This is a genomic window from Enterobacter wuhouensis (genome assembly GCF_004331265.1).
Lineage (GTDB): Bacteria > Pseudomonadota > Gammaproteobacteria > Enterobacterales > Enterobacteriaceae > Enterobacter > Enterobacter wuhouensis.
Genome location: NZ_SJOO01000007.1, coordinates 1 through 18,623, shown reverse-complemented (window position 1 = coordinate 18,623; position 18,623 = coordinate 1). Strand labels below are relative to the sequence as shown.

Below are 18,623 nucleotides of genomic sequence, written 5' to 3'. Positions count from 1 at the left end.
CAGCCCCTCTCCCCGGAGGGGCGAGGGGGGCCATGTTCCCTCTCCCCTCCGGGGAGAGGGTCAGGGTGAGGGGGAAAAACCTCACATAAACTCTACAATATCATCATCATTCGGCTTACCGCCGCTGAGCGCTTCATCAAAATAGTGCTTCGGCACGGTGTAACGCAGATGGTCGAGCGCAAACTGCATGCTGCGATCGTCAATGGCGTGCCCCAGATCGTCAACAATATCCAGCGTCACGTCTCCGCCCTGGCGGATCAGCGCTTCCTGCGCGGCGACCGCATGCGAAAGCTCAATCACCCGATCTTCACCGCCGTGGATCAGATGGATCGTCGTCCGGGTGGTGGCGCGCTGCGGTAAGGTCGCAAAACGACCGTTAAAAGCAATCACGCGGGATACCAGGCCAGGCTCTGCCTTAACGCTTTCCAGCGACATGATTGACCCCTGCGAGAAGCCAATCAGCGCGGTGGCATCGGCACCCACGCCGCTCTGCTGCTGCCAGTAGCGTACGGTGTCGATAAAAGTCGGCATGATGGCATCAATGCGTTCCTGCCGGTTCTCTTCCGTCACGTCCTGCACCGAGAACCACTGGCGCCCGTTCGGGCCGCAAGGCTCCACGCCGCCGATGCTGACGATCAGCGCCTCCGGGAAAATCGGCGCAAACCAGCTGCCAATCTGCCCCATATTGACGGCATTATCGCCCACGCCATGAAACAGAAGCAGTAACTGTTTAGCCGGGGCCTCAGGGCTTTGAACTACAAAGTGGTCGTGTTTCATGGCGTTCTCCTTAATTGATAAGCAGAATTCTACGCCTCTGCGGGGTAATGACCATGCCAGTTTACTGAATAAGTCATTGAAAAAATTGCCATTGCAAAATAGCGTCTTTCAACTGCTGACAGCGCGCACGATCAAGGCTTTCAAGCGCCTGCGCCGCGTCCTTGCGCAGATTTGCCAGCTGCGCTTTTCGTCCTGCGCCGTCCGTTTCCCCGGCCATTTTTCCGCGAAGGGACGGAAGCGGTAGCTCAACGTTTAACAGCAGGCGCGTTAAGGCTGCGACAGAGGTCGAAAACGCCCGATGCGCAAAGGCGAACCCGGCCAGCTCCAGCCAGTCATCATCATTAAGGGTAGCGTCCCAGCCGTCGTTCACCGGGATCTTTTCGTCGTTCCAGGCGGATAATACTCGCGCATCGCGACACAGGCGGCGGTGCGCGTGTTCACACAGCGTTTGCCCCGCCTCGCTTTGCGGCAGGAGCGCCATCGCGGTGTAGCAGCCGCTGCTTGCCTCACGATGGCTGCCCATCCGCACGAGCACAAAGCCGCACTGCTGCCAGAAACGCCATAGCTCGTCGGTATAGCCAAAACTCACCGAAAGATAATCCTCCCCATGCGCACTGCGGATCAGTGCCTGCCCGATGCCTTCCCGCTGGCGATGCGGATGCACCGCAATGCGGCTGACCCGTCGTCCTTTCAGCGTTGCCGCCAGCGGCGAACCGCCGTGCGCCGCCAGCGACTGCGCCACCAGGTTGCCGCGTGGACGCCTGAATCCCGCCCAGACGGCACGACTAAGAGCTGCGCTTAGCCCGCCTTCATCCACCAGCCAGAGCGCGCCCGCGATAGCCGAATCGGTTTGCGCGACGGCAAAATGCTGGCCGGGGGCGTCCATCATCCGGCGCAAATCAAGCGGTGAAGTACGATAGTGCGCGGCGCACAGCAGCTCATACACGCTCGCCACCAGCGGCGGGTTACTCTCCCACGCACGTGGTTCCAGCGCCGCGAAACGCACCTCACCTTCCGGCTTACGGTCGATAAGCCGATCGTCAAACAGCAGCGCGCGGGCAACGACCCGTTCAAGCGGACACCCGGCAGCCCAGCGAACCGGCGCGGATAAGCTATACCGCTGCAGGGCGCTGAACCGGGCGCAGAACTTCAGCAAAAACCCCCGGCCCGTTCCTTCATACCCCTGCACCGTGGTCGTTAGCAGCACGCGAGGAAAACGCGCGGCCAGCTTCTCAAGAAGCGGGCCAGGAATTGCAGCCGCCTCGTCGACAATCAGCCAGTCGGCCTGAATCGCAGAGGCAAGCAGCGCGTCCGGCGCCATAAAGCGATAGTTATCCCCGGCAAAGCGGGCGATAACGTCGGTTGCGCCTTTAGCCGGAGCGGTAACGACGGCGCTGCCCTCAATACTGTTGAGCAACATCCCGGCCAGGGCGGACTTTCCGCGCCCGCGCGCCGCCGTGACGGCGACAATGCCGCTCTGCAGGGACAGAATTTTGTTCAGGATCTCAGCCTGCTCGCGCTGCGGCGCGCCGCTGGCAGGCTGCCAGTCGGGGACGTCTGGAAAAGAGGGAATCGATAACGGCTGGTTTTGCCGCCACACGATCGCGTCCGGGTCGTCAGCGATCGTACGGCAAAAATGGTGAATAAAGCGCGGTGTGGCGATCGGCTCGGGGCTGTCGCTCCAGCGCACGGAATCTGCGTCCGGCATCTGCGCCCAGCCCGCCAGCGGCGGCACCAGCAGCACAAGGAGGCTGCCGGCGCGCAGGGTACCGCTCAGCGCCGCAAAGGCGGAAACATCGAACCCCGAGCGCGCGTCAAAAACAGCGTGCAGAAACTCGCGCCCCAGCAGGCCGCTGATGGCCTTCGAGGGGTTATCCTCCAGCCACAGCCAGTCGCCGGGCAGATCGTTTCGCAGCGCTGCGGCCTGCGCAGCCGTCCACTGCGCATCGCCGCTGAGCACCACCAGCCGACGCTGCCCTTTGCGCGTAAGCTGGTCGATCAGATTAACAAACGGCAGCATCACATAGCTTTGCCGAAGGTATTACACTGCGCCGGATCGCCGCTGTCGAAGCCGCGCTTGAACCAGCTATAGCGTTGTTCAGACGTCCCGTGCGTAAAGCTATCCGGCACGACGCGCCCCTGGCTCTGCTGCTGGAGACGATCGTCGCCAATGGCCTGCGCTGCGTTTAACGCCTCTTCCAGGTCTCCGGACTCAAGTACGCCCTGCTGCTTCATGCTGTGGCCCCAGACGCCCGCGAAGCAGTCCGCCTGCAGCTCCATGCGCACGGATAGACGGTTCACTTCCGCCTGAGACGCATTCTGCTGCAGCTGACGCACCTTAGGCTCAATCCCCAGCAGCTTCTGCACGTGGTGACCCACTTCATGCGCAATGACATAGCCCTGAGCAAAATCGCCGTCGGCGCCCAGCTTGTTTTTCATGTCGTCATAAAATGAGAGATCGATATAGACGGTGCCGTCAGCCGGGCAGTAAAACGGCCCCATTACCGACTGCCCTGTTCCGCAGCCGGTGCGCGTCGCGCCCCGGTACATCACCAGTTTCGGCTGCTGATAGGTACGCCCCATTTTCTCGAACTGTTGACCCCAGGTGTCTTCGGTCGTCGCAAGGATAACGGAGGTAAATTTGGCCGCTTCATCGTCATTCGGGCTGATTGAATGCTGAGATTGTTGCTGCTGTTGCAGCGGTTCGCCGGTCATTAAGCCGGTGAGATCGACGCCGTAATAGCCTGCAACCAGCACCACGATCAGCAGAATAATACCGCCCTTTCCGCTGGGTAACCGGAAGCCGGGGCCGCCCATTGAGGGGCCACCGCCGCCACTACTGCGCCTGTCTTCTACATTGTCACTTTCACGACGCCCTTGCCAGCGCATAACTACCTCGAACTATTCCATTAATAATAGCTATGATCGTAGGCGGTTAACGGCAGGATTACCATAGGAAACAAAGGTAAGACGCCAAAGGATGCGAACATCCCTTGGCAAATGAGGGGATTAGTCGAGCTTAACGCCTAAACGATGGGCAACCGCTTCGTACGCTTCGATCAGGCCACCGAGGCTCTGACGGAAACGGTCTTTGTCCATTTTATCCAGGGTTTCTTTATCCCACAGGCGGCTGCCGTCCGGTGAAAACTCATCGCCCAGCACCACTTCGCCTTTGAACAGGCCGAACTCCAGCTTAAAGTCGACCAGGATCAGGCCCGCGTCATCAAACAGCTTTTTCAGCACGTCGTTCGCTTTGTAGGTCAGCTCCTGCATACGCGCCAGATTCTCCTTGCTCACCCAGCCGAAGGTTTCGCAGTAAGATTCGTTGACCATCGGGTCGTGCATGGCGTCGTTTTTCAGGAACAGGTCGAACAGCGGTGGATTGAGTTCGATACCTTCTTCAATGCCCAGACGCTTCACCAGGGAGCCCGCAGCACGGTTACGAACAACGCACTCAACCGGAACCATATCCAGCTTTTTCACCAGACATTCCGTATCGGAGAGCAAGGCTTCCATTTGAGTCGGGATACCCGCTTCGGCCAGCCTGGTCATAATGAAGTGGTTGAACTTGTTGTTCACCATGCCTTTACGATCGAACTGCTCAATGCGTGCGCCATCCCCTGCTGACGTATCATTGCGGAACTCGAGCACCAACAGATCCGGGTTTTCCGTGCTGTATACGGTCTTCGCTTTGCCACGATACAACTCAGCTTGCTTCTGCATCTTGATTACTCCTGGTGTGATGATTTGTGTTCAAAACTGGGGATATTATGCCACGCACACGTTTGCGTGGCACGAAAATAAAAAGGGCTGGATTAACCAGCCCTCATATTTATTTGCTGAATGCCGCCTGGAAGACGGCGACCAGCGCATCGTTCTGCGACTGGGTCAGCGTGTGACCTTTCGGGTCGATAAACTGCAGGCTACTGCGGTTATCGAGATCGCCGACCTGGATTTTATAGTCACCAGAAGCCAGCTGTGGATCGCGTGCTCCCAGTTCCTGCCAGGCGCTGTCAGACAGCGGCTTGTACGTTGCCGTCATGCTGCCCGTTGAACGCGTGCTGTCGGTAACCTTCATGCCCACTTTTTCCAGCGTCGCTGGCAGGCGCTGCCAGGTCTGGTTAAACGGTGCACGCACGACCAGCATTGGCAGACCGGTATCATCTGCGGCGCTCTGCACGTCGAAGGTAGAACCGCTGCGGCCCTGCGCAGCATTCGCGGCGTCGGTGGCGTTCTTATCCAGACCGGCGGCAATCACGTTCAGCATTTCGGTGCTGTAACGCTGCATGGACGCCGCATCAGCAACCGGTTTACCCGCCTGCTCCAGGTTCAGCAGCTTAACGGTTACCGCCTGCTGATAGCCCTGTGGTTTCACGGAGACTTGATAACGACCGCGGTACTGCTGATCTTCATCCAGACGGTTCCATTCAATCCAGTCCGTGGTTAAGGTCTGGCTGGCGTCATCGCGTTTATCGATCGTGTAGTTCTTCGACTGAATGACGCTCACCACCTGCGGCCACAGCGTGCTGTTACGGGCGTTTTCAACCAGCAGCGATGCCGTATCGCCGGTGAACTGGGTACGCGCCCCGCTCACCAGCGCCAGCGGCTGAGCCGGTGGACGAATATCGAGCGCTTTTCCTACCAGACCGCTGCCGTTCGTCACGGGGATATTATAATCGCCGTTCTGAATCGGCAGGATCATGCCGGCAGGTGCGTGAAGTTCAGCAAGCGGCGCGGCATCCAGATAGGATTCATCACCGCTCACCTGGCGCTTGTAGCGCGAGTCTGAACTACAGGCAGCGAGCAGCATAACAAGCGAAACACCCGCAACCTTCGCCAGGCGCGACTTCTGTACTGAATAAGCCATCAAATCTCCCTAAACTTTACAGCAAACCGGCATGCTTCAGCGCGCCAGCAACGATGTCACGACTGTGGTCGGTAATCGGTGTCATTGGCAGACGCAGCGTGTCGGTTGCTACAAGTCCCAACTCCTTACATGCCCATTTCACTGGGATCGGATTGGGTTCGACAAATAATTTATTGTGCAATGGCATCAGACGCTGATTGACCACGCGAGCGTCATCAAAGTGACCCGCAGCCGCCAGTTTACACATTTCCGCCATATCGCGGGCCGCAACGTTCGCCGTTACGGAAATCACACCGTGACCACCGAGCTGCATAAAGTCCAGCGCGGTCGCATCGTCGCCGCTCAGCAGAATAAAGTCGTCTGAAACCAGCTCTTTGATCTGATGAACGCGGCTTAAGTTCCCCGTTGCCTCTTTAATCGCGATAATATTTTTTACTTTCGAGAGACGGCCAACGGTTTCCGGCAGCATATCGCAACCGGTACGGGACGGCACATTATACAGAATTTGCGGCAAGTCAGTATGTTCAGCGATGGCTTTGAAATGCTGGAACAGACCTTCCTGAGTTGGACGGTTGTAGTAAGGGGTCACCGTCAGACAGCCCACGATGCCGCTGTCGTTAAAACGTTGGGTCAGGCTAATAGCCTCTGCGGTTGCGTTCGCACCCGTACCTGCGATGACCGGGATACGCCCGTCAGCCAGTTCGAGGGTCAACATAACCACATCGCCGTGCTCTTCGTGGCTCAGCGTTGCAGATTCACCGGTAGTCCCTACCGAAACGATCGCCGAGGTTCCATTGGCGACATGGTAATCAATCAGCTTTTTCATGCTGGACCGGCAGACGTTACCTTTTTCATCCATCGGTGTAACAAGCGCGACAATACTTCCCGTGAACATGGGCCATCCTCTGTGCGAACAAGAGTCTCAATGTTACGTTTGGAACTGTAATAAAAGCAAGCGACCTGAGGCTCTCAGGCGGTTGTATGCATGTTTTTTTTATGCTTTCCTTAGGAAGACTTAACCAAGCAAAGGAAGAACAGGTTTGACAACCTCATCACAACATTACCTGGTTATCACTGCGCTGGGTGCCGACAGGCCGGGTATTGTGAACACCATCACCCGTCACGTCAGCAGCTGCGGCTGTAATATCGAAGACAGTCGTCTGGCGATGCTGGGCGAAGAGTTCACGTTTATTATGCTGCTTTCCGGGACATGGAACGCCATTACGCTGATTGAATCGACCCTGCCGCTGAAAGGCGCCGAGCTGGATTTACTGATTGTGATGAAGCGCACCAACGCGCGCCCACGTCCGGCAATGCCCGCAACCGTCTGGGTGCAGGTTGAAGTGCCTGATTCCCCCCATCTGATTGAGCGCTTTACCGCGCTTTTTGACAGCCATCAGATGAACATTGCTGAACTGGTTTCCCGCACGCAAACCAGCGATAGCAACAATCTTCCGGTGCTGTTTATTCAAATTACCGCGCACAGTCCTGCCTCGCAGGATGCATCAAATATTGAGCAAGCGTTCAAAGCCCTCTGTACAGAATTACACGCGCAGGGCAGTATAAGCGTCGTCAATTATTCGCAGCACGAACAGGATGGAGTTGAGTAATGAATCCACTGAAAGCCGGTGACATCGCACCGAAATTTAGCTTACCGGATCAAGACGGCGAGCAAGTAAATTTGACCGACTTCCAGGGACAGCGCGTTCTGGTCTATTTCTACCCGAAAGCCATGACCCCGGGCTGTACCGTACAGGCCTGCGGCTTACGCGACAACATGGACGAGTTGAAAAAAGTCGGTGTGGAAGTGCTAGGTATCAGCACCGATAAACCAGAGAAGCTGTCACGATTTGCGGAAAAAGAGGTCCTGAATTTCACCCTCCTTTCCGATGAAGACCACCAGGTTTGCGAGCAGTTTGGCGTCTGGGGCGAGAAGTCCTTTATGGGCAAGACCTATGACGGCATCCACCGTATCAGCTTCCTGATCGACGCTAACGGTAAAGTTGAACACGTATTCGATGACTTCAAAACCAGTAACCACCACGACGTGGTGTTGAAGTGGTTGAAAGAGAGTGCTTGATAAACAGCAAAACGGCAACCCAGGTTGCCGTTTTTAGTGTTTTCCCCCTCTCCCCGTGGGAGAGGGTCGGGGTGAGGGCATCAGGCCGCACAAAAACTACTTCTCTTCAACCGCCGGCACATCCGGCCACGCATGGACCACGGCTTTAATCAGCGTCGCCAGCGGAATCGCAAAGAACACGCCCCAGAATCCCCACAGACCGCCGAAAATCACGACGGACAGGATAATCACCAGCGGGTGCAGGTTTACCGCTTCCGAGAACAGCACCGGCACCAGCAGGTTACCGTCCAGCCCCTGAATGATCAGGTAGACCGCGAAACAGCTCCAGAACTCGGTGCCGAGGCCAAACTGGAACAGCGCGACGCCCACTACCGGAATAGTCACCACGAAGGCGCCGATATACGGAATGAGCACGGAAAGCCCCACCAGCACCGCCAGCAGCAGCGAATAGTTCAGGCCGAAGATCAGGAACCCAATCCAGGTCGCCACGCCCACCACAATCATCTCCAGCACTTTGCCGCGAATGTAGTTGGTGATCTGCTGGTTCATCTCTTCCCATACCTGCCCAGCCAGCCCGCGATTGCGCGGTAAAATGCGCCTGACGGCGTTCAGCATCTGGTCTTTATCCTTAACCAGGAAAAATACCATGAGCGGGACGAGTACGAGATAAACCGCCAGCGTCAGCAGCCCGACCAGCGAGGCCAGAGAGTATTTCACCACCGAGTCGCCCATCGTCATGATGCGGGCGCGGATATTTTCGGCCATCGCATCAATGATCCCGGCATCCATCAGGGCCGGATAACGACGCGGCAGCGTGGCGGCGAAATCAGACAGCTTGTTCAACATGCCGGGCATATCGCGGATCAGGTAGATCCCCTGCTGCCAGGCGATGGGCATCACCACAAATGACATCAGCAATAATATGCCGACAAACAGCACCAGCACGATGCTGGTCGCCCAGCGGCGGGAACAGCCGATATTCTCCAGACGTGCCGTGGGCCATTCCAGCAAATACGCCAGCACAATCGCCACCAGCAGGGGGGCCAGCAGGCCGCTAAAGAAGAAAAGAATACCGAACCCGGCAAGCAGAATAACCAGCAGAGCAATGGCTTCTGGATCGCTAAAACGACGCCGATACCACTGCATTAACATTTCGAGCATACAACCCTTCCCTGAATCGGATGGCGGGAGTGAGAATGTGAATTGTATCGAACTGTCACAAAAAAGACTTTCCTTTTTGTATCACTGTAACGATTCGCAAAACCCTGATGAATGGGATTTTCTTCATGCGACAACACGGCTACACTCGCAGAGCAGTGGAGATGAACGATAAGCCGGTTCATCGGTCAAATTAGCACATCCAAAATACAGGACAGTGGTTATGTTCAGGCAGTTGAGAAAAACACTGGTTGCAACGCTGATTGCCGCAATGGCGGTCGGTCAGGTCATGCCTGCTTTTGCTGACTCGTCCGATTCATTGCCGGATATGGGGACCACGGCAGGAAGCACGCTCTCTATTGGGCAAGAGATGCAGATGGGTGATTACTATGTCCGCCAGCTGCGCGGCAGCGCCCCGCTGATCAATGACCCCTTGCTGGTGCAGTATATTAACGGCCTGGGGATGCGCCTGGTTGCCCACGCCGACTCGGTGAAAACGCCCTTCCACTTCTATTTAATCAATAACGACGAAATCAACGCCTTCGCCTTCTTTGGCGGCAACGTGGTGCTGCATTCGGCGTTATTCCGCTACTCCGACAACGAAAGCCAGCTGGCGTCGGTGATGGCGCACGAAATTTCTCACGTCACCCAGCGCCACCTGGCGCGCGCAATGGAAGACCAAAAGCGTAACGCCCCGCTCACCTGGGTGGGCGCACTCGGCTCCATTCTGCTGGCGATGGCCAGCCCGCAGGCCGGGATGGCGGCACTGACCGGTACGCTGGCGGGAACGCGCCAGGGCATGATCAGCTTCACGCAGCAAAACGAGCAAGAAGCGGACCGCATCGGTATCCAGGTGCTCCAGCGCTCGGGCTTTGATCCGCAGGCGATGCCGAGCTTCCTCGAAAAACTGCTGGATCAGGCACGTTATTCGACGCGTCCACCTGAAATTCTGCTGACGCACCCGCTGCCGGAAAGCCGCCTGTCGGATGCCCGTAACCGCGCCAACCAGATGCGTCCGGTGGTAGTCCAGTCGTCGCAGGATTTCTATATGGCGAAAGTCAGAACGCTGGGAATGTATAACTCCGGGCGTAACCAGCTCACCAGCGACCTGCTGGACGCGCTGGCAAAGGGCAACGTGCGTGAGAAAAATGCCGCGCAGTACGGGCAGGCGCTGCAGGCGATGGAGGCCAGTAAATACGACGAGGCGCGCAAAACGCTGCAGCCGCTGCTGGCCGCCGATCCTAACAATCCGTGGTATCTCGACCTTTCAACCGATATCGATCTGGGGCAGAAAAAAGCCACCGACGCCATCAATCGTCTGAAAGGGGCGAAAGACGTGCGTACCAACCCGGTGCTGCAGCTCAACCTGGCGAATGCTTACCTGCAGGGCGGTCAGCCGGGCGAAGCGGCGACCATCCTGAACCGCTACACCTTTAACAATAAAGACGATCAAAACGGCTGGGATCTGCTTGCTCAGGCCGAGGCCCAGCTGGGCAATCGCGACCAGGAGCTTGCGGCGCGCGCCGAAGGCTTTGCGCTGGTCGGGCGTCTTGACCAGGCCATATCGATGCTGAGCAGCGCCAGTTCGCAGGTCAAGCTCGGCAGCCTGCAGCAGGCGCGTTACGATGCGCGTATCGATCAGCTGCGCGGGCTGCAGCAGCGCTTCAAGCCGTACGAGAAGATGTAATCAAGGAGATGTCATGACAGACGCGGTAAAAATCTACCATAACCCCCGCTGCTCCAAGAGCCGCGACACCCTCAGCCTGCTGAAGTCTAACGGCGTCGATCCGGAGGTGGTGCTGTATCTGGAAACGCCACCGGACGCAAAGACGATCCGCCACCTGCTGAATATGCTGGAGATGGGCAGCGCGCGCGAGCTAATGCGCCAGAAAGAGGATCTGTATAAGTCGCTGAATCTGGACGATGCGCATCTTACCGAGGAGCAGCTGATTCAGGCGATGGTTGAAAATCCAAAGCTGATTGAGCGCCCGATTGTGGTCGCCAACGGCAAGGCACGCATTGGTCGCCCGCCGGAACACGTGCTGGACATCATCTAATCTTTACGCCGCAGCCCTTCCAGAAAGGCCTGCGGCGTGCTATCTCCCAGTTTTTTCTGCGCTTTTCCCCGGTTGTAAAATTCACACAGCTGAACCAGCAGTTCCCCGACAGGGGTCTTTTTTACCTGCGGAATAACGTCGTGTAAGGGCACCGTGACCTGCACCGCGCCGTGCTTTTGCGACCCTATTTTTACTTCGACGTCCTGCGCCGGAAGCTCCAGCTGAAAGCCGAAAGTCTCAACGGATTGTATATCAGCCGGGCAAGCCTCAAGCAGCGCCTGCGTCCAGTGGGTGAGCAGCTGGGGCGAGAGTCCCGCGTAAAGCCGGGCGTAGCACCAGCCGCTTACCGGCTCACGCGCCCACAGCAGGTGCTGCTCCCCGCCATCATCCATGTGCAGCGACAGGGGCTGATGATGCAGAACCAGCTTATGCGGCACGATGCCCGCCTTCAGCGCCTGTTTCCCCTGCGGGCCCGCGTCCTTAGGTTTTGCGGAGGCAGGTTTAAGATAGCGATTCAGCGTTGCCCGGGAAACCGGGATGCCCAGCACCTCGTTCACCAGCAGCAGCAGCTCGTCCAGCGGCGCGCCCAGCATGTCGCGCAGGGCGTTCACCAGAGCGATTTGCTCCTGTCTCATCGCTTTGTGTATCACCTTCGGCGTCGTCTGGTTATCGGAAACCTGCTCGCGGTTGCGCCAGCGCCTGACGGTAGTGACCGAGATCCCTAACTCAACGGCCAGCTCCCGGTCGCTTTTATCAGACTGCTGAAGGTAGCGACGAATACGTGGCGTCGTAGTGGCATTAGCGTGCAGCTTAATTTCCATCGCATGAATCCCCGAAACCAATCTTGTGAGATTTATATAGCATCAGCGAATGCTTTGTGACCGATTTCACCTTTCGTTCGCCACGCTTCACTGATAATCCCCAGACATAACACAAACAACACCCCTCAATCTTGTACGGAGTTCACAATGAACAATGTTCTGGGATTTCTAGAAGCAAAACTGATGCCGCTGGCGGCCAAAACGGCCCAGCAGCGTCATCTGGGCGCCATTCGCGGGGCCTACGTGTCATTCATGCCGTTTATCATCGTCGGCTCTATTCTGCTGGTGATCTCGTCGTTCCCGAATCAAACCTATCAGCAGTTTATGTCTCAGGCCTTTGGTGAGAGCTGGAGCGCGATTATCGAAATTCCGTTTAACGCGGTGTTCTCCACCATGTCGCTGTTTATCAGCTTCCTGGTGGCGTTTCGCCTGGCGGAGCACTACGGTGAAGACCGTATCTCCTGCGGCATTCTGGCGCTGGTTGCGTTTCTGATCCTGACCCCGTTCATCAAAGTGGCGGAAAACGGCGGCATCACCGTGATGCCGGTGGAGTGGATCGGCAGCAAAGGGCTGTTCGTGGCGATGATTGGCTCGCTGATCTGGACGGAGCTGTTCTGCTGGCTGAAGCGCAAAAAGCTGGTGATAAAAATGCCGGACGGCGTGCCCCCGGCGGTGCAGGAATCTTTCGCCGCGCTGATCCCGGCGCTGCTGGTGATGATTCTGGTGCTGGGCATCCGCATCGTCTTTGAAAACACCCACTACAACACCATCCACCAGTTTATCTATGAGGTCGTCGCCACGCCGGTGCGCCACTACGGCACCTCCTACTTTGGCGCGCTGATGACGGTGTTCAGCATCACCATTCTGTGGTCAGTGGGCATTAACTCCGGCTCGATGATCAACGGCATCATTCGCCCGCTGTGGATGGAGAACCAGACCGACAACATCGCCGCGATTCAGGCAGGCACGACGCCGCCGCACATCATCACCGAACAGTTTTTTGACATGATCTGGATGGGCGGCGCGGGCGCAACGCTGTCGCTGGTGATTGCGATGCTGATTTTCGCCCGCAGCAAAAACATGCGTGAAGTGGCGCGCCTCGGCGCGGGGGCATCGGTATTCAACATCAACGAACCGATTCTGTTTGGCCTGCCGGTGATCATGAACCCGATCATGCTTATCCCGTTCAACCTGGTGCCGCTGGTGCTGGTTACCGTGCAGTATGCCGCAATGAAGATTGGCGCGGTTGCCGTGACCACCGGGGTATTTATTCCGTGGACGCTGCCGCCGGTGATCAGCGGCTTTATCGTCACCGGACACCTGAGCGGCAGCGTCATGCAGCTTCTCAACCTGCTGATCGGCGCCATGCTGTATCTGCCTTTCATGCGTATCCTGGATAAACAGTACCGCGCGGCGGAAGTTGCCAGCGTTACGCAAACCGACACCACCCTTGCAAAACAGGAGTAAAGCATGTGGGGAATTATCGCAACCTGGCGAATGGCGCTTGAAGGCGTAACGGAGTCTGCGTCTGCGCTGGCTGCGGGCAAACCGGTCTCCGCTGCGGTGGTGGATGCCGTCGCCGCCGTCGAGGACTTTCCTTTCTATAAATCCGTCGGCTACGGCGGCCTACCGACCGAGAACGGCGAGGTCGAGCTTGACGCGGCCTATATGGATGGCGACACGCTGGCGTTTGGCGCGGTAGGCAATCTGGTGGATATCGCCAACCCGGTGCGCGTGGCGCACGCGCTCAGCCGCCAGCGCTACAACAGCCTGCTGGTCGGCCAGGGCGCGCGCGAATGGGCGCTGAGCCAGGGCTTTGCCGATAAAGCCATGCTCACCGACCGCGCCATGCAGCACTACCGAAAACGCTGCCGCGAAACGCTGGATAAGGGCTTAAGCCCCTACGACGGGCACGACACCGTCGGCATTATCGGCCTCGATAAACAGGGTTCGATGAGCGTCGCCACCTCCACCAGCGGCCTGTTTATGAAAAAGCGCGGCCGCATCGGTGACTCGCCGATTATCGGCTCCGGCTTTTACTGCGACAGCGAAACCGGTGCCGCCACCGCCACGGGCGTCGGTGAAGACCTGATGAAGGGCTGCACCAGCTATGAAATCGTCCGCCGAATGGCGCAGGGCATGACGCCGCAGCAGGCGGCAGACTCCGTGGTGTTCGAACTGGAGGACAGGCTGATGTCGCGCTTTGGTCGCGTGGGCGATCTCTCCGTGGTGTGCATGAACAACAGGGGCGAATTTGGTGCTGCCACCAACATCAAAACATTTTCGTTCGTGGTGGCGTCGGCTCGCCAGCCCCTCACCGTTTATCGTACCGAGCGCCTGCGGGAGAAAACGCATTACCAGGCCGTGGATGACGAATGGATGCAGGCCTATGCCGCGCGGATCCGCGCGCCGATTGAGGAGCAATAATGATTACCTATCAGTTTATCACCGCGCTTTCTGACGCGAAGCCGCAGAGCCACTTGATTGCCCGCGCGAGCAGTCACCTTCTGCCGCAAAATGCGCTTGTCGCAGAAATGCGCGAGTCTGACGGCATCGCGGATACCCGCTTTGGCTGTGCCCCGTTTGCCCGAATCACCCTGCTGCCCGACGCCCTCTGGCAGGATAGCCTGACCGAAGGATTACTGACGGCGCTGCGCCCGCTGCTGGCCTCGCCCGTCAGCCCCGAGCTGATACTGGACGTGACTGATATCGACGACGTGGTGCTGGCGCAGGTGCTGCGTTTTCTCTTTAATCAGGCGCACCGGCTGAGCGATTTGCAGTTGAAGAAAACCAGTGACACGGCCCGTCTTGAGCGCATCACCGCACTCTGCTTACCCGAACAGCAGGACCGGCTGGCGGTTATTTTCCGCCAGCAGCAGGCCATCGCCCACGGCATGGTCGCGGCGCGACGTCTGGCGGATATCCCGTCCGACCGCTGCACGCCGCAGTTTGTGGTGGAAGAGGCGCAAAGGCTCTGCGCCGCCTTCCCCGCCCTCCGGTGTGAAGCATTGGATGAAAAGCAGATCGTTGAGCAAGGTCTGGGGCTGCTGCACGCCGTCGGCAAAGGGGCAACCTGTCCGCCGCGCCTGCTGGCGATTCATTATGACGGTGCCAGCGACGGCCCGGTGCGCTGCTATGTCGGCAAAGGCATTACCTTTGATACCGGCGGCCTGTGGCTGAAGGAAGGCGCGGGCATGTATACCATGAAATACGACATGTGCGGCGCGGCTAACGTGCTGGGATTGATGCTGACCGTCGCAGAGCTGGGGCTTCCCGTGCGCATCATGGGCGTGCTGGCGCTGGCGGAAAACGCCATCGGGCCGGACGCCATGCAGCCCGGCACGGTGGCTACGGCCTGCAACGGCACTACGGTTGAAATCAACAACACCGATGCCGAAGGGCGGCTGGTGCTGGCGGACGCCATCGCCTGGGCCAGCCAGCGCCATCCGCAGGCGCGCTATATTATTGATATAGCGACCTTAACCGGTGCGGTGGTGAAGGCGCTGGGGTATGAGCTGAGCGGGTTAATGACGCAGGATGAGCCGCTGCGCGCGGCTTTGACGCTGGCGGGTAAGCAGAGCGGCGATGAAGTATGGTCCCTGCCGCTGGACGCGCGGCTGAAAAAGCAGACCGACAGCGCGATTGCCGACCTGTGCAACACGCCGACCAACAATGCGGCGATTAGCGCCTCGGCGGCGTGGCTGCTGCACCACTTCTGCCCGCCAACTGTTCCGTGGGCGCATCTGGACATTAGCGGTACGGCGCTGTGGCGTGAAAGCGGGCGGAGCGTGGCGTCGGGAAGACCGATTCCGCTTTTAGTGGAGCATCTGTTGGGAGATCTTTAGCCGGGTGGCGGCTGCGCCTACAAGGTATGACGGGTTTTCGTAGGCCCGGTAAGGCATAGCCGCCACCGGGCAAAAAAACTCAAAGCTTGAGAATATCTTTCACAAACGGGATGGTCAGCTTGCGCTGGGCGGTAATGGAGGCGCGATCGAGCTGATCGAGCGTGTCAAACAGAGTGCGCATTTCGCGATCCAGTCGTTTAAGCAGGAAACGGCCCACGTCTTCCGGCAGCTCAAACCCGCGCTGTTTTGCGCGCAGCTGTAGCGCCTGAAGCTTGTCTTCATCCGACAGCGGCTGCAGCTTGTAGATTTGCCCCCAGTCCAGACGAGACGCCAGATCCGGCAGCCCCAGGTTGAGCTGGCGCGGGGGACGATCGCCGGTGATCAGCAGCCGGGTTTTGCCCGATTCCAGAATGCGGTTGTAGAGGTTAAAGATCGCCATTTCCCACGGCTCATCCCCCGCCACGCATTCGATATTATCGATGCAAACCAGCGAGAGGTGTTCCATTCCCTCCAGCACCTCGGGCACAAACCAGGTACGCTTATCCAGCGGCACGTAGCCTACCGCGTCACCGCGCGCTGAAAGCTCCGCGCAGGCGGCATGCAGCAGGTGGCTGCGCCCCGCGCCTTCGCGTGACCAGATATAGATGTATCCGCTGTGATCCTGGCGCAGCACGTTTTGCAGTGCAGCCAGTAAAGAGGGGTTATCGCCCGGCCAGAAACTCGCGAAAGTTTCGTCGTCAGGAAGATAAAGTGGCAGAGAGAGCTGTGCCGGTCCGTTCAGAAATACCTCAACCAGAGATCCTACGTAAAATCGGAATGGAGTTTAACACGGAACCTGCAAGGAGAGAACCGGGCGATCCCTCGCCCGACTTTTCGATCAATGTGGTGCTTTTTCGCTGTCGTCCGCATCCAGAATTTCTTCTTCAGGACGCAGAACGGAAATCAGCTTAAAGATCAGGCTCAGGCCTACGCCCACGATGGTCGCCAGCGCCATGCCCTTCAGCTCTGCCGCACCGATGTGCACCTTCGCGCCGCTCACGCCGATGATCAGGATAACGGAGGTCAGGATCAGGTTCTGCGCCTTGCTGTAATCCACTTTGGATTCAATCAGCACGCGGATACCGGAGGCACCGATCACCCCGTACAGCAGCAGAGAAACGCCGCCCATCACCGGCACCGGGATGATCTGAATCGCCGCAGCCAGCTTGCCGACGCAGGAGAGCAGAATGGCGATGATTGCCGCCCCGCCGATAACCCAGGTGCTGTAGACGCGGGTGATTGCCATTACGCCGATATTCTCACCGTAGGTGGTGTTTGGCGTGGATCCGAAGAAGCCCGAGATAATGGTCGAGAAACCGTTGGCAAACATGGAGCGGTGCAGGCCCGGGTCGCGGATTAAATCGCGCTTAACGATGTTCGCCGTCACCACCAGGTGGCCGACGTGTTCCGCGATCACCACCAGCGCCGCAGGCAGAATGGTGAAGATGGCAAACCACTCAAAGCGCGGGGTGTAGAAGGTTGGAAGCGCGAACCAGTGCGCCTGAGCAATCGGGGTAGTATCCACCACGCCCATCACGAAGGAGAGCGCGTAGCCCGCCAGCACGCCGATCAGGATCGGGATTATTGCCATAAAGCCGCGGAACAGCACGGAGCCAAATACCGTCACGCCCAGCGTCACCAGCGAGATGATAATGGTTTTGGAATCCGGCGATTGTCCGTCCGCAGGCAGCAGACCGGCCATGTTCGCCGCGACGCCCGCCAGCTCAAGACCGATGACGGCAACGATTGCGCCCATCGCCGCAGGCGGGAACATCACGTCCAGCCAGCCCGTACCGGCTTTCTTCACAATGAAGGAGACCAGGCAGAACAGCACGCCGCACATGATAAAGCCGCCCAGCGCGACTTCGTAACCCAGCGGCAGCAGAAGCAGAACCGGTGAGATAAAGGCGAAGCTCGATCCCAGATACGCCGGGATCTTACCTTTACAGATGAAGAGATACAGCAGCGTGCCGACGCCGTTGAACAGCAGCACGGTGGCCGGGTTAATGTGAAACAGGATTGGCACCAGCACGGTTGCGCCAAACATGGCGAACAGGTGCTGCAAACTAAGCGGGATAGTCTGTAAAAGCGGCGGTCTTTCACTCACCCCGATAGCACGGCGCGTCATAGTGTTTTCCTCTGAGTTGTATTGTTATTGGCGTTTTATTCAAAAAAAAGCCGACTATCAAAGTCGGCTTCTTTATCGTTATTCGATTACTTAGTACCAAAAATCTTGTCGCCGGCATCGCCAAGCCCCGGGATGATGTACCCGTGCTCGTTCAGCCCCTGATCGACAGACGCGGTATAGAGTTCAACGTCCGGGTGCGCTTTTTCCAGCGCCGCGATACCTTCCGGTGCCGCCACCAGAACCAGCACCTTAATGCTGCTGCAGCCCGCCTGCTTCAGCAGGTCGATGGTAGCGATCATAGAACCGCCGGTTGCCAGCATTGGGTCAACCACCAGCGCCATGCGCTCGTCGATGTTGGACACCAGCTTCTGGAAGTAAGGAACTGGCTCAAGGGTTTCTTCGTTGCGGTAGATACCCACTACGCTGATACGCGCGCTTGGCACGTGCTCCAGCACGCCTTCCATCATGCCCAGACCGGCACGCAGAATTGGCACTACGGTAATTTTCTTCCCTTTGATCTGCTCAACCTGTACCGGGCCGTTCCAGCCTTCGATGGTCACTTTTTCGGTTTCGAGGTCAGAGGTCGCTTCGTAGGTCAGCAGGCTGCCCACTTCAGAAGCCAGTTCGCGAAAACGCTTCGTGCTGATGTCATGCTCACGCATCAGGCCCAACTTGTGTTTAACGAGTGGGTGTTTCACTTCCACAATCTTCATTCTCTTTCTCCTCTGAGGTGGCATCCGCAAAAAAATCGCGGGATTATACCGCTTTTTTCGGATTAGGCCATACCCATGTTGCTTGACGTGCATCAATCATAAATGAAAAAGCCGGAGGCTGGGCTCCGGCTTGGGTGC

At 57.9% G+C, this 18,623-nt stretch carries 18 protein-coding genes; 7 read left to right on the top strand and 11 right to left on the bottom strand.

The window, feature by feature from the left end:
- Positions 1 to 81: 81 nt before the first annotated feature.
- The 6 genes from ypfH to dapA all read right to left on the bottom strand — a co-directional run bounded on the left by ypfH (position 82) and on the right by dapA (position 6,539).
- Positions 82 to 777 (bottom strand): esterase, encoded by a 696-nt coding sequence (ypfH, locus tag E0L20_RS15745; protein ID WP_131634766.1) that lies wholly within the window; start codon positions 775 to 777, stop codon positions 82 to 84.
- A gap of 73 nt (positions 778 to 850) precedes the next feature.
- Positions 851 to 2,797: a tRNA(Met) cytidine acetyltransferase TmcA gene (locus tag E0L20_RS15740; RefSeq protein WP_131634941.1), complete on the bottom strand. Its 1,947-nt coding sequence runs from the start codon at positions 2,795 to 2,797 to the stop codon at positions 851 to 853.
- Positions 2,797 to 3,666: a KPN_02809 family neutral zinc metallopeptidase gene (gene ypfJ, locus E0L20_RS15735; protein WP_131634765.1), complete on the bottom strand. Its 870-nt coding sequence runs from the start codon at positions 3,664 to 3,666 to the stop codon at positions 2,797 to 2,799. The genes E0L20_RS15740 and ypfJ overlap by 1 nt, the downstream gene beginning before the upstream one ends.
- Before the next feature lie 120 nt (positions 3,667 to 3,786).
- Positions 3,787 to 4,500: a phosphoribosylaminoimidazolesuccinocarboxamide synthase gene (purC, locus tag E0L20_RS15730; RefSeq protein ID WP_131634764.1), complete on the bottom strand. Its 714-nt coding sequence runs from the start codon at positions 4,498 to 4,500 to the stop codon at positions 3,787 to 3,789.
- A 109-nt stretch (positions 4,501 to 4,609) separates the two neighbouring features.
- The gene (bamC, locus tag E0L20_RS15725) at positions 4,610 to 5,644 is read right to left on the bottom strand and encodes an outer membrane protein assembly factor BamC (protein ID WP_131634763.1); all 1,035 of its coding nucleotides are present in this window, start codon (positions 5,642 to 5,644) and stop codon (positions 4,610 to 4,612) included.
- A 16-nt stretch (positions 5,645 to 5,660) separates the two neighbouring features.
- Entirely contained in the window at positions 5,661 to 6,539 is an 879-nt protein-coding gene (gene dapA, locus E0L20_RS15720; RefSeq protein ID WP_131634762.1) for a 4-hydroxy-tetrahydrodipicolinate synthase, read from the bottom strand.
- A gap of 145 nt (positions 6,540 to 6,684) precedes the next feature.
- On the opposite strand from dapA, the gene E0L20_RS15715 reads away from it, so the two are divergent.
- Both E0L20_RS15715 and bcp read left to right on the top strand, forming a co-directional pair.
- Positions 6,685 to 7,254, top strand: a complete 570-nt coding sequence (locus tag E0L20_RS15715) for a glycine cleavage system transcriptional repressor (protein ID WP_131634761.1) — start codon at positions 6,685 to 6,687, stop codon at positions 7,252 to 7,254.
- Positions 7,254 to 7,724: a thioredoxin-dependent thiol peroxidase gene (bcp, locus tag E0L20_RS15710; protein WP_131634760.1), complete on the top strand. Its 471-nt coding sequence runs from the start codon at positions 7,254 to 7,256 to the stop codon at positions 7,722 to 7,724. The genes E0L20_RS15715 and bcp overlap by 1 nt, the downstream gene beginning before the upstream one ends.
- 96 nt (positions 7,725 to 7,820) lie before the next feature.
- Here the strand turns inward: bcp and E0L20_RS15705 are convergent, their stop codons facing one another.
- The gene (locus E0L20_RS15705; RefSeq protein ID WP_131634759.1) at positions 7,821 to 8,885 is read right to left on the bottom strand and encodes an AI-2E family transporter; all 1,065 of its coding nucleotides are present in this window, start codon (positions 8,883 to 8,885) and stop codon (positions 7,821 to 7,823) included.
- 220 nt (positions 8,886 to 9,105) lie between these two features.
- Between E0L20_RS15705 and bepA the strand changes: the two genes are divergently transcribed.
- Together bepA and arsC are read left to right on the top strand one after the other, a co-directional pair.
- Positions 9,106 to 10,569 (top strand): beta-barrel assembly-enhancing protease, encoded by a 1,464-nt coding sequence (bepA, locus tag E0L20_RS15700; RefSeq protein WP_131634758.1) that lies wholly within the window; start codon positions 9,106 to 9,108, stop codon positions 10,567 to 10,569.
- Positions 10,570 to 10,582: 13 nt separating this feature from the next.
- Positions 10,583 to 10,939 carry an arsenate reductase (glutaredoxin) gene (arsC, locus tag E0L20_RS15695; RefSeq protein ID WP_131634757.1) on the top strand — a complete coding sequence of 119 codons (357 nt, stop codon included), beginning with the start codon at positions 10,583 to 10,585 and terminating at the stop codon, positions 10,937 to 10,939.
- On the opposite strand, the gene E0L20_RS15690 is transcribed toward arsC, so the two are convergent.
- Positions 10,936 to 11,760, bottom strand: coding sequence for an XRE family transcriptional regulator (locus tag E0L20_RS15690; protein ID WP_131634756.1), 825 nt, complete (start codon positions 11,758 to 11,760; stop codon positions 10,936 to 10,938). The genes arsC and E0L20_RS15690 overlap by 4 nt on opposite strands.
- A 147-nt stretch (positions 11,761 to 11,907) precedes the next feature.
- Between E0L20_RS15690 and celB the strand changes: the two genes are divergently transcribed.
- From celB to E0L20_RS15675, 3 genes are read left to right on the top strand one after another with little or no spacing between them, the layout of a single operon-like run.
- Positions 11,908 to 13,227 carry a PTS cellobiose transporter subunit IIC gene (gene celB, locus E0L20_RS15685; protein ID WP_131634755.1) on the top strand — a complete coding sequence of 440 codons (1,320 nt, stop codon included), beginning with the start codon at positions 11,908 to 11,910 and terminating at the stop codon, positions 13,225 to 13,227.
- Between the two features lie 3 nt (positions 13,228 to 13,230).
- Complete coding sequence (locus E0L20_RS15680; protein WP_131634754.1) at positions 13,231 to 14,187, top strand: glycosylasparaginase; 957 nt, start codon at positions 13,231 to 13,233, stop codon at positions 14,185 to 14,187.
- Positions 14,187 to 15,605, top strand: coding sequence for a leucyl aminopeptidase family protein (locus E0L20_RS15675; protein WP_131634753.1), 1,419 nt, complete (start codon positions 14,187 to 14,189; stop codon positions 15,603 to 15,605). The genes E0L20_RS15680 and E0L20_RS15675 overlap by 1 nt, the downstream gene beginning before the upstream one ends.
- A 79-nt stretch (positions 15,606 to 15,684) precedes the next feature.
- On the opposite strand, the gene E0L20_RS15670 is transcribed toward E0L20_RS15675, so the two are convergent.
- The 3 genes from E0L20_RS15670 to upp form a co-directional block, all read right to left on the bottom strand.
- Positions 15,685 to 16,386, bottom strand: coding sequence for a DnaA inactivator Hda (locus E0L20_RS15670; RefSeq protein WP_211438414.1), 702 nt, complete (start codon positions 16,384 to 16,386; stop codon positions 15,685 to 15,687).
- Between the two features lie 96 nt (positions 16,387 to 16,482).
- On the bottom strand, positions 16,483 to 17,772 hold the full coding sequence (gene uraA, locus E0L20_RS15665) for a uracil permease (RefSeq protein ID WP_131634752.1): 1,290 nt from the start codon (positions 17,770 to 17,772) through the stop codon (positions 16,483 to 16,485).
- 86 nt (positions 17,773 to 17,858) lie between these two features.
- Positions 17,859 to 18,485, bottom strand: a complete 627-nt coding sequence (gene upp, locus E0L20_RS15660) for a uracil phosphoribosyltransferase (RefSeq protein ID WP_022648979.1) — start codon at positions 18,483 to 18,485, stop codon at positions 17,859 to 17,861.
- Between the last annotated feature and the right edge of the window lie 138 nt (positions 18,486 to 18,623).

What these genes read in the sequence shown, in the direction of transcription:
- ypfH (WP_131634766.1), bottom strand. Translation starts at nt 777, where the DNA reads ATGAAACACGACCACTTTGTAGTTCAAAGCCCTGAGGCCCCGGCTAAA.
- E0L20_RS15740 (WP_131634941.1), bottom strand. Translation starts at nt 2,797, where the DNA reads ATGCTGCCGTTTGTTAATCTGATCGACCAGCTTACGCGCAAAGGGCAG.
- ypfJ (WP_131634765.1), bottom strand. Translation starts at nt 3,666, where the DNA reads ATGCGCTGGCAAGGGCGTCGTGAAAGTGACAATGTAGAAGACAGGCGC.
- purC (WP_131634764.1), bottom strand. Translation starts at nt 4,500, where the DNA reads ATGCAGAAGCAAGCTGAGTTGTATCGTGGCAAAGCGAAGACCGTATAC.
- bamC (WP_131634763.1), bottom strand. Translation starts at nt 5,644, where the DNA reads ATGGCTTATTCAGTACAGAAGTCGCGCCTGGCGAAGGTTGCGGGTGTT.
- dapA (WP_131634762.1), bottom strand. Translation starts at nt 6,539, where the DNA reads ATGTTCACGGGAAGTATTGTCGCGCTTGTTACACCGATGGATGAAAAA.
- bcp (WP_131634760.1), top strand. Translation starts at nt 7,254, where the DNA reads ATGAATCCACTGAAAGCCGGTGACATCGCACCGAAATTTAGCTTACCG.
- E0L20_RS15705 (WP_131634759.1), bottom strand. Translation starts at nt 8,885, where the DNA reads ATGCTCGAAATGTTAATGCAGTGGTATCGGCGTCGTTTTAGCGATCCA.
- bepA (WP_131634758.1), top strand. Translation starts at nt 9,106, where the DNA reads ATGTTCAGGCAGTTGAGAAAAACACTGGTTGCAACGCTGATTGCCGCA.
- arsC (WP_131634757.1), top strand. Translation starts at nt 10,583, where the DNA reads ATGACAGACGCGGTAAAAATCTACCATAACCCCCGCTGCTCCAAGAGC.
- E0L20_RS15690 (WP_131634756.1), bottom strand. Translation starts at nt 11,760, where the DNA reads ATGGAAATTAAGCTGCACGCTAATGCCACTACGACGCCACGTATTCGT.
- celB (WP_131634755.1), top strand. Translation starts at nt 11,908, where the DNA reads ATGAACAATGTTCTGGGATTTCTAGAAGCAAAACTGATGCCGCTGGCG.
- E0L20_RS15680 (WP_131634754.1), top strand. Translation starts at nt 13,231, where the DNA reads ATGTGGGGAATTATCGCAACCTGGCGAATGGCGCTTGAAGGCGTAACG.
- E0L20_RS15675 (WP_131634753.1), top strand. Translation starts at nt 14,187, where the DNA reads ATGATTACCTATCAGTTTATCACCGCGCTTTCTGACGCGAAGCCGCAG.
- uraA (WP_131634752.1), bottom strand. Translation starts at nt 17,772, where the DNA reads ATGACGCGCCGTGCTATCGGGGTGAGTGAAAGACCGCCGCTTTTACAG.
- upp (WP_022648979.1), bottom strand. Translation starts at nt 18,485, where the DNA reads ATGAAGATTGTGGAAGTGAAACACCCACTCGTTAAACACAAGTTGGGC.